The following is a 12090-nucleotide window of genomic DNA, read 5'->3' as shown; positions in this document are numbered from 1 at the left end:
GGCGCACGCGGTGCGCCCCTACGGGTTTTGGGGGGGTTGGGTTTTTTGGGGTTTTTTGATGGGGGTTGGGCGCACGCGGTGCGCCCCTACGGGTTTTGGGGGGGTTGGGTTTTTTGGGGTTTTTTGATGGGGGTTGGGCGCACGCGGTGCGCCCCTACGGGTTTTGGGGGGGTTGGGTTTTTTGGGGGTTTCAGGAAAAATACGTCGGTGTGAATTGCGATCGCTTATGATGGGAATTGATAAGAGGTTTTGTTAGTATTGCGGGAATATATATGACCTTTGATCCTGAAAAACATCATCGTCGTTCTATTCGCCTCAGAAATTATGATTATTCCCAACCCGGAGCATATTTTGTCACTATTTGTACCTACCAAAAACAATCCTGGTTTGGAGAAATCAAAAATGGGCAAATATACCTTAATCAATTAGGAAAAATTGTCGCTGATGAATGGCTAAAAACCTGCAAAATTCGACCTAATTTTAAATTGGATGAATGAGTTATTATGCCCAATCATTTTCATGGAATTGTTATAATTAATGATTATTCTGGCGACGATCAGAGTTTGGGCGCACGCGATGCGCCTCTAGATTTGGGCGCACGCGATGCGCCTCTAGATTTGGGCGCACGCGATGCGCCCCTACAGCAGAAACCGAATTCTTTATCGTCATGTATTGCGGGGTTTAAATCGGCGGTTACTAAACCAATTAATTTGCTTCGACAGAACACAGATACTCCTATCTGGCAACGCAATTATTATGAATCAATTCTTCGAGATGAAAAGTATCTAGCAGTTGTTCGAGAATATATTATTAACAATCCCAAAAACTGGCCAAATGATCGAGATTATCTGCCAATCGATCAACAATCACAAGAATTATATTTAGATTTGTTGTTTTAAGCGAGAATATAAAACAGTAGGGGCGAACCGCGTTCGCCCAGAGCCAATAATTAGCCCACCACCAATATCGAATTAATCAAAAAATTCAATTTTGTTTATCTGTAGGGGCGAACCGCGTTCGCCCACCCCCAATTATTAACCCACCACCAATATCGAATTAATCAAAAAATTCAATTTTGTTTATCTGTAGGGGCGAACCGCGTTCGCCCACCCCCAATTATTAACCCACCACCAATTTGTGTAAGGTTTCTAGCTTTTGATCGAAATCTTTTTCGAGATTATCTAGCTTTTGATCAACATCTTTCTGGAAGGTGTCTAGCTTTCGATCAACACTTTGAATACTATCTTTAATTTCCTTTGATCAACATCTTTCTGGAAGGTGTCTAGCTTTCGATCAACACTTTGAATACTATCTTTAATTTCCTTGAGGACAGATTCGAGGGAATAGGTAACGGCTTCTGCTGTCATTACGGTTAACTCCTATCAGTGGAGAGATAATGTAATTATCGATAAAAATCCTCTTAATTCTCCACTTCATTTTTTTTCGGGAAATATCGCCTCATCTTCCAATTTATCGCTGATTTCTGGCAGTTTTAGCAATATTCCAGCGAATAACCAATAGTAAACAGAAACAGGCTCGACGGAGAGAGGATAATAGTAGGGATTATAGCTAATAAAAAGTATAAAAATCCAGATACAGAGACCCCAATGCTTTAAAGCAGCATTTTTTACTTTTAAATAGGCTTTAAAGGTGAAAATACAGAGAATTGTCACCAGTACCATAAAAGCGATAAAACCGACGATACCGACTTCGTAGAGGAGTTTAGCGTAGTAGGTTTCAATTAGTCTTATCCCCTCTTCTCCCACTATATGACGAGCGCCACTGCTGGCTGTGCCTAAACCAAGACCAAAAAGCTGTGCATATTTGAAGACCCACTGCATTTGATCGACTACAAAGTCAATGGGAGACGAATATAACCAGCGATCGATAAAATTTAGCCCTCTTTCCCGAATAAAGGGAATTAACGTCACCGCGAGCAAGGAAAGCAGCCCCAAGATTCCCAATTTTAATGGTAACTTTCGTTTATTTTTGCTAGTAGCAATAAAAAGAACTAAATAAAACAAAGGTACTAGCAATAAAGGTAATCTTTGTCCAGAAACCAGAGTCGCAAGGAAGACTAAAACCATTGCCACCCAACCAGCGACGCGCCATCTTTTTTGCGGATCACTAAAACTGGCTGCGTAACTGATGACGCTACTAGATACTAAAAACCAACCCCATTGCCAAGGATCGGAAAATGTGCCGGGGAGACGAATTAAGCCTCGATCGGGATTATACAACACCGAACCCCCAACAAAACATTGAGCTTTCAAGCTGGCTTTTTCGCTAATATCTGGATAAAATTGGGTGTCGGATTTCGGGGCAGTAACTTCTAGTTGATTGAGGAATTCACTATCGGGACAGATGCCTTGGACGAGTAAGAAGTATTGAATTAGAGCTAAAAAGCAACAGACTAAGATCATCACGATTAAAAGCCGATTAACCACGAATAAATCCCGTTTTTCCTTGATTAAATAGTAGCCACAGAGAACTAGGGGAATATAACTGAGGAGGGTTTTTAATCCCACAATTCCCACTTCAATTGCTCCTTGGGGTAGATTGATAGAAAGAAAAGTTATCAAGCTGCTGACAAGTAAAATCAAAGCTGTGATGAGAAAAGGCTTGATTTTGGGGCTTAATTGCTTAAAAGTTTTGGTTTTAATTAAAATTGCCGCTAAAGCTGGGAAATAAAAGGCATCCTTGGCGATTTTGTAGAGAGCATAGGATGGCTCTTCGCCAATGAAGTTGCCTTTTATCTGAAAAACTCTCGCCACAGCAAAAGTGACGGTACTACTCAGGGGAAGATAGATGATTAGGGCTAATAATCCCAGACGGGGATGGATAAAAGAAGCAACCATGGCGGGAACTGCCAAAATTCCCAATAAGGCGGCTTTTTTGTCAAGTAAAATCCCTAAAACTAGACTAATTATTATGGTAGAGATCGCTAGTATATTTAGTAAGAGATAGTTCCTCTCTTTCATGCCGTACAGCTTTAACAGGTTTAGCAGAAAGTGTAGCAGATTTTTGCCGAGATTCTCAACTCACTGTTCGCTTAAATTGAAGAGGTAAGGTGTGCAAAAAAGGCTAAAATCTTTGTCTAGTCAAGTGTTGGCGAACAAAGAGTCGCTCAATTACGTCACAAACACAGTCAGAAAGAATAGATGATATCCCTGTAATTATATATTGGCTAAAACAAATGAGGATTGCGTCAATCATAGACAATAACCTAGCATCCCCTCATGGAAATCGTCAAGGATTAAGTTATGGGGAACTAGGGGTATTATTATTGACTTATATAGTAAGTGAAGAAGATCATAAAATCTGTTGTCTAGAAAAATGGGTCTGTGAACATCAAAGAAGCCTAGAAGGAATAACGGGATGGTCAATCGCAGAAAAAGAAGCAACGGATGACCCCATCTTGCCCCCAAAAATGGGCGAACGATGAGTCCTAAATCGTGGAGGCTGGGAGCAGGGAGAAAAAAGCTGGTGCCTGATGGCTGATAGCTGATAGCTAAAAGGCTGATAGCCGAAAGTTTCCTTTTGCTTCTTACCTGTTGCTATACTTATGTAAAATTTCATTTATCTCGATCTTGACTCCGTGGCCGAAAATCTTTCTTTTCAAGACCTTTATCAAGCTGGCATCAGTGCCTTTGAGCGTGGACAATATCGTCTTAGTATCGAGCAATTAAATGCGGCTTTAGCCTTAATTTCCTTAGGATCCCGAGCAGGGGGTGAGATACAAATTTGGTTAATTTCTGCCTATCAGGGGTTGGGAGAGGGGGAGAAAGCCAGTGAAATCTGTAAGCAACTTATTACCCATCCTATCTATCAAATTCGCGAACAGGCCAAGCGTCTACTTTATATTATCGAAGCTCCCCGTCTCAAACGCCCGGATGAGTGGATGACGAAGATTCCCGATTTAGAGAAACTTCCCGATAGCACAGCGCAATTTAAAAAGGGAACAAATAAACAGAAAAAAGAAGAACCCCCCGCACCCATGCAGTTAGAGCAGCATAAAAATACTGTTTTTATCGGACTGGCGATCGCTATTATTCTGTTAATGCTCTGGTTTTTTGCTAAAAATGGCTAAATTACTTGACAATAAACTTCTAATATGCTAGTGCAGTTGGCTATGGCTCCTAAATGGGCGATTTCATAACCGTGGGTGTTTTGGGTGGGAAAACCTAAGCAAGCGGCCTTAGCTATATGACCGAATTTCATGGCGATGGAGGCATCGCTACCAAAACCACTAATAATAGCTAATTGCAGGGGTATTCCCGCCTTTTCGGCCGCTATTCTTAATTCTTGATTTAATTGCTCATCATAGATACCGTAACCATCCTGAGACAATAACACAGGACTGCTGCCATCCTTAATCGGATATTCAGGAGCGAGGGGACAGATTTCTAAGGCAATTAAAGCATCTAAGCGGTTATTTGCCGTAAAAAACAAGGCCCCTAAGGCTCCTACCTCCTCCTTTGCTGAGGCAACCAGATATATATCCACTGCCGGGTTAATTACTCTGGCCGCTAATTCCAAAAGAATCGCCACGGAAGCTTTATTATCGAGGGTATAACTGGCAATGTAGTCTTTTAGTCGAAAGGGTTGTTTTCGGTGTTTTCCCACCACGACTCGACTACCGACGCGCACCCCACAAGCGTCTAATTCTTCCGGAGTCAATTTCGTCTCTATCCATGCGGATTCCCAGGTGACGGGAGTGTTTTCCTGCTGCACTTTTTGCGGGGATTGATGGGAAATATGACGGGAACCAAAGGAGAGAATCCCCGATCTGGTTTCTTTATCACCGATAATATCCACCACTCCCTCTCCGTAAATCCAAGGAAAAGCTCCCCCAAGTTGGCGAATTTGCAGAGTACCATCGGGATTAATTGCTTTGATAATAGCACCAATTTCGTCTTTATGACCAGTAATAGCAATTTTTTTGGTCGAATCTCGTCCTCTAATTTTGCCGATGACATTTCCCGCTTGATCTTGCCATGTTTCTAATCCTAACTCTTGAAAGCGTTCTAGTAAAAAGCGATCGATTTCCGTTTCCATCCCACTAGGAGAATGATGGAGGACAAGAGTGGCAATAGTGTCAAAGAGGTGATCAAAATCCATATTTGTCTTGATTTGTGGGTCGAAAGAGAATTATTATCGAAACAGGAAATCGAGAAGGTTTTGCAGGAACAATCTTGGCGCAGCCATGGCTCTTGGGTAATTGCCAGTTAGCATTTAATGATTAATCAGAGGTGCAGAATTAGCCAGAAAACCCGCAACTTTTAGAGACTCTAGCACCGAATTGTCATCCTCTACCCAATAGTTTTGTCCTAAACGTACAAATTGACGCTGAGTTCCCGCACCAATGGTGGCAATAACGGGAACTTTTGCCTTTTGTTTGTCTCCCGATTGCAGAATACTTTTAAGAAGATTTTGACGATTTTGGTTGACGACATCTTGCATCGATAAATTAACCATCACCATTTTAATGGTTTCGATCGGTTCCGCATCTTCGATAATTAATTGTACCCGATCATCTCGGCGATCAACTTTTCCCCACACCATTAAAGTTGCTTCCTCGACTAATAATTTTTGCAGACGTTCGTAGCTATCGGAAAAAACCACCGCTTCCGACTGTCCCGAGGCATCTTCTAGGGTTAAAAATGCCATGGGAGTCCCCTTTTTGGTCATAATTTTCTTGACAGCATTTAAGAGGACAATGGCACTGACTTTTTTTCTGGTTTTGTGTTCTTCTAAGTCAGCTAAATTGATAGGAGATAGGACTTGAGCGGCTCTTTGTAAAGCTTTTAAAGGATGTTCGGAAACATAAAAACCTAAATGTTCTTTTTCCAGTTTTAACTTTTCCTGTAGGGAAAAATCTTCCACTGCGGTGGCACTGGGAGACTGTTCAAACTCGGATTCTTGTTTATTTTCTATGCTCCCTCCTAGCATATCAAAAATATTCATTTGACCACTTTCTTTCTCTTTGGTGCGTTTTTGCGCCCAAGCAACTACTAATTCTAAATCTTCAATTAATTGATGGCGATTAGGTTGAATTTTATCAAAAGCACCACAATAAATTAGCGTTTCTAAAGCTCTTTTGTTGATCACTCGCAAATCAACACGCTCGCAAAAATCCCCTAAAGAAGTAAACTTTCCTCCCGCAGCTTCCCGGGCTTTTAAAATAGCCTCGATCGCATTTTCGCCCAGATTTCTAACTGCGGACAAACCAAAGAGAATTTTGCGCCCAATCGGGGTAAAATGTTTTTGCGATCGATTGATGTCGGGAGGTTCGACATCGATATTCATTTTCTGACAGTTTTCTCGATACTTTTCCACCTTATCCTGATTATCGCTACTAGCAGTTAGTAACGCTGTCATATATTCCACAGGATAATTAGCTTTTAAATAAGCAGTTTGATAGGTGACGTAAGCATAGGCAGTGGAGTGAGATTTATTAAAACAATTGGAGGCAATTAACCCGTTGCCCAGCAAAAAATTATGATCTTTCTCCACACCAATATCGTAAACGGGTTTCCTTCCCAGGGATTGACGACCGATAATTTTAACCATATTAGTAACTCAACTCTCCAGAGATTTTTACAACGGTGCTAATAGAAATATGGCATTTCTTTGCCAAATCAGGCTCACAAGAGCAAAAAAATGGCTCTCTTATTCTTTGTGTCATAAGTTTAACTTATATAAGAGCGATCAATCTTTGTGTCCTTTGTGTCTTTGTGGTTCTTTCCACTAGCTCGCCAGCAAGACTGTATCTTAGAATACATTTTACCCACCAAACCTAAGAGAGCCAAAAAACCTTGCCCCTGAGGGCAAAGGCCTGTATCGTACCTTGACGAGAGGTCAGCACTGGGTAGTTCACGGATTGTGTTATAATTATGGCCAAGCCGTCAAGGGATTTGAAAAGGAGTAACACCATGAGTCTATCTTCAGAAGCCTATCGCCAAGCCCTCGTGCGGGATGGAGAACGGCGCTATCGCGAATGGCACCAAAATTATCACAACCAATGCCGTCAATCAACGGCTGAATACCAAGCTCGTTCTGCCCAACAACACCCAACAAACCAACAACGTCCAACAAAGCCTTGGATTTCCTCGGAAGCCTACCGCCAATTTTTAGTCAAAGATGGGGAGCGGCGTTTTGCGGAATGGCATGGCCAGTTTTTAGACTATCAAAGACAATTTCTGGCCAGTCAATCCACCTAAACGGATGTCAACAAATCCGCATTACAGCAATCTCTGAAAATAGTGGCTACAGTCCACGAAGAAATAGCTAATACCAATTTTCAATAGTCCTGGCAGGCATCCTACTCCCCCCCCTTGCCCACCCGAATTCGGGTGGGTGAGGGGGGGGAACGCATATCAAACGCTATTGACAATCGGCCAATTTTGTGATCCGTGTGGGCATTTCAAGTGATACCAATCAATCAAAATAGTTACGAAATCTTAACATTTAGTCGATTTTTGTTTAACAGTTGAGATGAGAAATTATACTCAAATATGCCTGAATCGCGCTCTGGACAAGCAACTCACACGAGGTTAATTTTGTCAAGGGTTGTTAAGATGTGTTTACCTTACCATGTTGCTTATTCGGTATCAACTGTGTAAAATACTTATCAATAAAAATAATTGGCTCAAATCAGTCCTTAAACCTCTACCTTGATCATGACTTTTCTGATAAGTATCTCTTTGTGGCTCGTGGAGGGCCTACTCAAATATCAGCCTAGCACGGAGCAAAATCCCCCCACTAGTTTGCCTGTATTTACTTGTCCTAGTTGTGGTTCTCACCATACTATCAAGAACGGTTATATTCATAATGGGAAATCCAAACTTCACTGTGAAGAATGTGGTCAACCGTTTGTGATCAATCCCACTAATAAAACCAGATATCCCGATACCAAACAATTAATCGATCAACTCTTACTCGAACTAATTTCCTGACGAGGAATTGCCAGAGTAGCAGGGGTAAGTTGGTCATGGTTACGAAATTATGTCAACGTCTCGACTTCCCTCGACGTTGACCCTGAGCGAAGCCGAAAGGTCAACAATAAACTGTCGACTGTTCCCTGTCAACTCAAGGTTTCGGACAAACCAAAAGGTAAATTGCTCATAGAATGTGATGAGATGTGTCCTTTTGTTTTTTCTAAGACGATAAAGGTCTATATTTGGCTGGTAATTGATAGAAAGACAAGGGAACTTATTGGTGGCTATTTAGGATATAGGAGCCGCCAATCAGCTAAAAAACTTTTGCCAAGTTTACCCAGTGTTTACCGACAATGTGCTGTTACTTACACTCATTTTTGGGAGTCCTATAAGACAATAGTTCCGAGTAAACGTCATCGAGAGGTACAGCCAAGAACCTGGTCAAACTAATCTCACCTTGGAAGACTTGATAAGACCTTTCGACCAAGGATTTCTCGGTTGGTGAGAGAGATTCTATAAAAAAATGGAGAATCACCTTGGGGAGCCTTTTGGTATTTTATCCATGACTACAATGCACAGCAAAGCCAAGCATTAAGGCTCCATCACCACGGCTCTTCTCGACTTTGTGTGATAATTTTTGCTTATGGAATCGTGAAATACTTATCAGGCAAGACTTTTATTGCTATTTTGCTGAAGAAACTATCAGTATAGATCTCGTTTCCACACAGAAACCAGAAGAGCCTCACCACGACCGAATCACCACCCAGAAAAATCAAAAGGTAAATTATCCATAGAGTGTGATGAAATGTAGTCATTGGTTTTTTTAAGACGATAAAGGTTTACATTTGGCTGGCAATTGATAGAAAGACAAGGGAAATTATTGGCGGCTATTTAGGAGATAGCAGTCGCCAAGCAGCCAAAAAACTTTCGGCCCAGTTTACCCGGTGTTTACCGACAATGTGCTGTTACTTACTTACACTGATTTTTGAGAGTTATATAAGACAGTAATTCCGAGTAAACGTCATCGAGCGGTAGGAAAAGAAACTGGTCAAACTAATCCCATTGTAAAGACTTAATAACACCTTTCGACCAAGGATTTCTCTGTTGGTGAGAGAGAATCTATCTTTCTCTAAAAAAACGGAGAATCACCTTGGCGCTGCTTGGTATTTTATCCATGACTACAATGCACAGCAAGGCAAAGCATTAAGCCTCCATCACTACTACAGAACCACAACCAGAAATTTTTGTCAAGTAAAAATTGTGCCAAATTTAGATGAGCTTACCCTGTATAGATGATTTCCTGACCTCAAATCACATTTTATTCTCTTGTCAACTTTAATCTAAAAATCGAGAAAAAAGCAAAACCGCCCATCATACCATAAAAAAATTATGCAATAGGTCTAATGTATCAGACTTATCTGAGAAATCCCTACACACCTCTTAACGAAAAAAACTGAGAATTACTACATACTTCTTAACGAAAAACAGCTAACTTAGGTATTGACAACGACAAATACAGGGTGTTATCTTTAAAAGTGCGGAAGTGATGAAGGCAGAAACCCCAAATAAGTTTCTGAATCCTCCATGACCTCAGCATTGTACAAACTCTATGAAAACAACAAAAAGGTATACCTACCATGGCAGTTGAAAAAACTAACTCTTCCTCTAGCTTGGCTGAAGTTATTGACCGTATTCTTGACAAAGGTATCGTTATTGATGCCTGGGCTCGCGTATCTCTGGTGGGCATCGAATTATTAGCGATTGAAGCTCGTGTAGTTATCGCTTCTGTTGAAACCTACCTCAAATATGCTGAAGCTGTTGGTCTGACTCAATCTGCAGCGGTTCCTGCTTAAGGACTGATTCCAGATTCTCCCATCTGCTGAGTTAAAACCCTACTGGGTTTTCCAGATTCTTAGCTTTTCTTTGATCCCTATTGAGTTTAGTTACCTCTCTCTTGGGGCGCAATAGTCTATAATCGACAGTTTGGCACGGCAACGGATAGCGAAACAAAGCTAGATCCATACAAATTATTTTTGTAAACGTGATTTTGTCCTTTGTAGCTAGGTTTACCCCCTACCACCAGAGTGTGGGACTCACTATTTTTCGGAATAGAAAGTCATTTTTGGTGTGGAAGCTGCGCCCCCTGAGATGCGGTAGTTCGATAGATCAATTTTGGGATCAGCACTGTACACTTTCTATACAAACAACAAAAAGGTCTACTACCATGGCAGTTGAAAAAACTAACTCTTCCTCTAGCTTAGCTGAAGTTATTGATCGTATCCTTGACAAAGGTATCGTTATTGATGCTTGGGCTCGCGTATCTCTGGTGGGCATCGAATTATTAGCGATTGAAGCTCGTGTAGTTATCGCTTCTGTTGAAACCTACCTCAAATATGCTGAAGCTGTTGGTCTGACTCAATCTGCAGCGGTTCCTGCTTAAGGGTTGATCCCAGATTATCCTATCTGCTGAGTGAAAACCCGACTGGGTTTTCCAGATCCTCGGCTTTTCTTTAAATCCCTATTGAGTCTAGTTACCCCTCTCTTGGGGCGCAATGGTCTATGATTGACAAGGTTGGCACGGCAACGGATAGCAAAAACAAAGCTAGGCCTATACAAGTTATTTTTGTAACCGTGATTTTGACCTTTGTAGCTAGGTTTACCGTCTATCGCCAGAATGTAAGGCTGACTATTTTTCTGAGTAGAAAGCCATTTTGGGGGTGGGAGGTTGCGCCCCTCAGTCTGGGGTAGTCCCCTACCTCAACTTTGGGATGATAAGAAAAGTCGAAATCTGCTGTCTCTCCCCCCAGTCTCCGTGAAGGTTTTTCTAACGGGTGATTGGGTCAAATCCATTCCATAGTATTTAGTAATTGAGGACAACCCCATGCCTGCTCTCATGGAACAGTTCCGCCAGGATCGTTTATCGATTGCTGAAGAAGTAGCTAAACTCTCGCGAGAAGTACAATCTTTTCTGTTGGATGTCAAAACTGAAAGACAAAAACAAGCGCAAGAACAGGCAACTGCTTTGCGCCAATCTTTCCAAAAAGTTCAACAGGAAAGCCACTTGTTCTTAACAGCTACCCAAAAACAGCGTTTAGCTCAGGCGGAAAAGCAAAAAGAGGATTTACGTCAATTTCAAGAACAACGTTTAGCTGAAGCGAAACGGTTAGATGATGACTTACGTCAACAGCGTCTAGACCGAGCCAAACAGCTAAAGGACGATTTAAGTCAATTCCAAGAACAACGTTTAGCAGCAGCAAAACAGCTGGAGAACGACTTACGTCAACAGCATCTAGATCGAGCTAAACAGCTGAAAGAGGATTTAAGTCAATTCCAAGAACAGCGTTTAGCGGCAGCGAAGCAGCTAGAGGACGACTTACGCCAACTTCATCTAGATCGAGCTAAACAGGTGAAGGATGATTTAAGTCAATTTCAAGAAAGACGTTTAGCTGAAGCGAAACAGCTAAAAGACGAATTGCGTCAATTTCGTCAAGATTTGTCTATCTACGTTTTTGGCAAATAAATCTCTAGGTTAATTCCAACCCACTTAACCCTAGGGCTAGAGTAAAAAACCTCTAGTCCCTTTTCCTAGCTAAACTAGAGGACTATCTGAGAATACAACAATAAGCTTTTGGTTTTCAACCTACTATGCTGGTCCTGTTTTTCTAAGTTTCTAGACTCAACCTAGAAGTGCTGGGTTCCTATTTAGTCCGCTCTAGGTCTCTGGTAAATTAAGAAGTATATAAAACTTCACTTAGTTTATAGTTAATGTTGTCATTAGTAGTATTTTATAGCAGTTTTCATCAGAATGAGGCATGGGCAAGAGGCTTAAACCCTTTGTTGGCAAAACTTGTCGATACCTCAGTAACGTGAAAAGCGCTATATTGACAAAGGAAGTAAGTGAAAAGGACTGCATCTGCTTGGAGATTGTTATTGTTTAAGTCTTGAAAAGTAATCTAGACAATAATTTTCGACCCTTAGACCCTTGACTAATGAATATCCTAAAAATACCTTCATCGGAAATTTTGGGTCTGAAACCCCGCCGTTCTAGGTTGGCTTTACGTTAGAATTAAAAGGCCAGTCTCGAAAACCAAGTGGACGGCGCAGCACCTTGAAAACTCGGCTTAGGGGGTTCCGACCAGAAAAGCTTGGC

At 41.5% G+C, this 12090-nt stretch carries 10 protein-coding genes and 4 pseudogenes; 10 read left to right on the top strand and 4 right to left on the bottom strand.

Annotated features, from left to right (window positions below; translation table 11 throughout):
* The first annotated feature begins 272 nt into the window (after positions 1–272).
* Positions 273–899, top strand: a pseudogene (locus IM450_RS16665) (transposase).
* Between the two features lie 315 nt (positions 900–1214).
* On the opposite strand, the gene IM450_RS16660 reads toward IM450_RS16665, so the two are convergent.
* Positions 1215–1367 carry a hypothetical protein gene (locus tag IM450_RS16660; RefSeq protein WP_287668865.1) on the bottom strand — a complete coding sequence of 51 codons (153 nt, stop codon included), beginning with the start codon at positions 1365–1367 and terminating at the stop codon, positions 1215–1217.
* A gap of 53 nt (positions 1368–1420) precedes the next feature.
* A pseudogene (locus IM450_RS16655) lies at positions 1421–2981 on the bottom strand (hypothetical protein).
* 215 nt (positions 2982–3196) lie between these two features.
* Here IM450_RS16655 and IM450_RS16650 point away from each other — a divergent pair.
* Entirely contained in the window at positions 3197–3445 is a 249-nt protein-coding gene (locus IM450_RS16650) for a hypothetical protein (protein WP_287668863.1), read from the top strand.
* A gap of 153 nt (positions 3446–3598) precedes the next feature.
* A complete protein-coding gene (locus IM450_RS16645) occupies positions 3599–4090 on the top strand; it encodes a hypothetical protein (protein ID WP_002803860.1) in 492 nt (163 codons plus the stop codon).
* Here the strand turns inward: IM450_RS16645 and IM450_RS16640 are convergent.
* Positions 4087–5121 (bottom strand): M42 family metallopeptidase, encoded by a 1035-nt coding sequence (locus tag IM450_RS16640; RefSeq protein ID WP_287668860.1) that lies wholly within the window; start codon positions 5119–5121, stop codon positions 4087–4089. The two genes, IM450_RS16645 and IM450_RS16640, sit on opposite strands and share 4 nt — an antisense overlap.
* Here IM450_RS16640 and IM450_RS16635 point away from each other — a divergent pair.
* On the top strand, positions 5107–5232 hold the full coding sequence (locus IM450_RS16635; protein WP_287668857.1) for a hypothetical protein: 126 nt from the start codon (positions 5107–5109) through the stop codon (positions 5230–5232). The two genes, IM450_RS16640 and IM450_RS16635, sit on opposite strands and share 15 nt — an antisense overlap.
* Before the next feature lie 3 nt (positions 5233–5235).
* Here IM450_RS16635 and IM450_RS16630 read toward each other — a convergent pair whose 3' ends face one another.
* Positions 5236–6573, bottom strand: coding sequence for a helix-hairpin-helix domain-containing protein (locus IM450_RS16630; protein ID WP_002803855.1), 1338 nt, complete (start codon positions 6571–6573; stop codon positions 5236–5238).
* Between the two features lie 362 nt (positions 6574–6935).
* Between IM450_RS16630 and IM450_RS16625 the strand changes: the two genes are divergently transcribed.
* The 6 genes and pseudogenes from IM450_RS16625 to gvpC all read left to right on the top strand — a co-directional run bounded on the left by IM450_RS16625 (position 6936) and on the right by gvpC (position 11460).
* Positions 6936–7223, top strand: a complete 288-nt coding sequence (locus tag IM450_RS16625; RefSeq protein WP_002803853.1) for a hypothetical protein — start codon at positions 6936–6938, stop codon at positions 7221–7223.
* A 459-nt stretch (positions 7224–7682) separates the two neighbouring features.
* Positions 7683–8390: pseudogene (locus IM450_RS16620) on the top strand (IS1/IS1595 family N-terminal zinc-binding domain-containing protein).
* Positions 8391–8709: 319 nt separating this feature from the next.
* A pseudogene (locus IM450_RS16615) lies at positions 8710–8997 on the top strand (ISNCY family transposase); the annotation flags it as partial.
* A 580-nt stretch (positions 8998–9577) separates the two neighbouring features.
* Positions 9578–9793 (top strand): gas vesicle structural protein GvpA, encoded by a 216-nt coding sequence (gene gvpA / locus IM450_RS16610; protein WP_002735503.1) that lies wholly within the window; start codon positions 9578–9580, stop codon positions 9791–9793.
* 371 nt (positions 9794–10164) lie between these two features.
* Positions 10165–10380 (top strand): gas vesicle structural protein GvpA, encoded by a 216-nt coding sequence (gene gvpA, locus IM450_RS16605; RefSeq protein ID WP_002735503.1) that lies wholly within the window; start codon positions 10165–10167, stop codon positions 10378–10380.
* Positions 10381–10821: 441 nt separating this feature from the next.
* Positions 10822–11460, top strand: coding sequence for a gas vesicle protein GvpC (gene gvpC, locus IM450_RS16600; RefSeq protein ID WP_002803850.1), 639 nt, complete (start codon positions 10822–10824; stop codon positions 11458–11460).
* The last annotated feature ends 630 nt before the right edge of the window (positions 11461–12090 follow it).

Source organism: Microcystis sp. M083S1 (assembly GCF_020246405.1).
In the GTDB taxonomy this organism is placed as follows: domain Bacteria; phylum Cyanobacteriota; class Cyanobacteriia; order Cyanobacteriales; family Microcystaceae; genus Microcystis; species Microcystis aeruginosa_C.
This window is presented reverse-complemented; position numbering and strand designations above follow the sequence as displayed.

Excerpts from the sequence above, each read along its gene's own strand:
- IM450_RS16660 (WP_287668865.1), bottom strand. The coding sequence starts at position 1,367 with ATGACAGCAGAAGCCGTTACCTATTCCCTCGAATCTGTCCTCAAGGAA.
- gvpC (WP_002803850.1), top strand. The coding sequence starts at position 10,822 with ATGCCTGCTCTCATGGAACAGTTCCGCCAGGATCGTTTATCGATTGCT.
- gvpA (WP_002735503.1), top strand. The coding sequence starts at position 10,165 with ATGGCAGTTGAAAAAACTAACTCTTCCTCTAGCTTAGCTGAAGTTATT.
- IM450_RS16630 (WP_002803855.1), bottom strand. The coding sequence starts at position 6,573 with ATGGTTAAAATTATCGGTCGTCAATCCCTGGGAAGGAAACCCGTTTAC.
- IM450_RS16650 (WP_287668863.1), top strand. The coding sequence starts at position 3,197 with ATGAGGATTGCGTCAATCATAGACAATAACCTAGCATCCCCTCATGGA.
- gvpA (WP_002735503.1), top strand. The coding sequence starts at position 9,578 with ATGGCAGTTGAAAAAACTAACTCTTCCTCTAGCTTGGCTGAAGTTATT.
- IM450_RS16625 (WP_002803853.1), top strand. The coding sequence starts at position 6,936 with ATGAGTCTATCTTCAGAAGCCTATCGCCAAGCCCTCGTGCGGGATGGA.
- IM450_RS16640 (WP_287668860.1), bottom strand. The coding sequence starts at position 5,121 with ATGGATTTTGATCACCTCTTTGACACTATTGCCACTCTTGTCCTCCAT.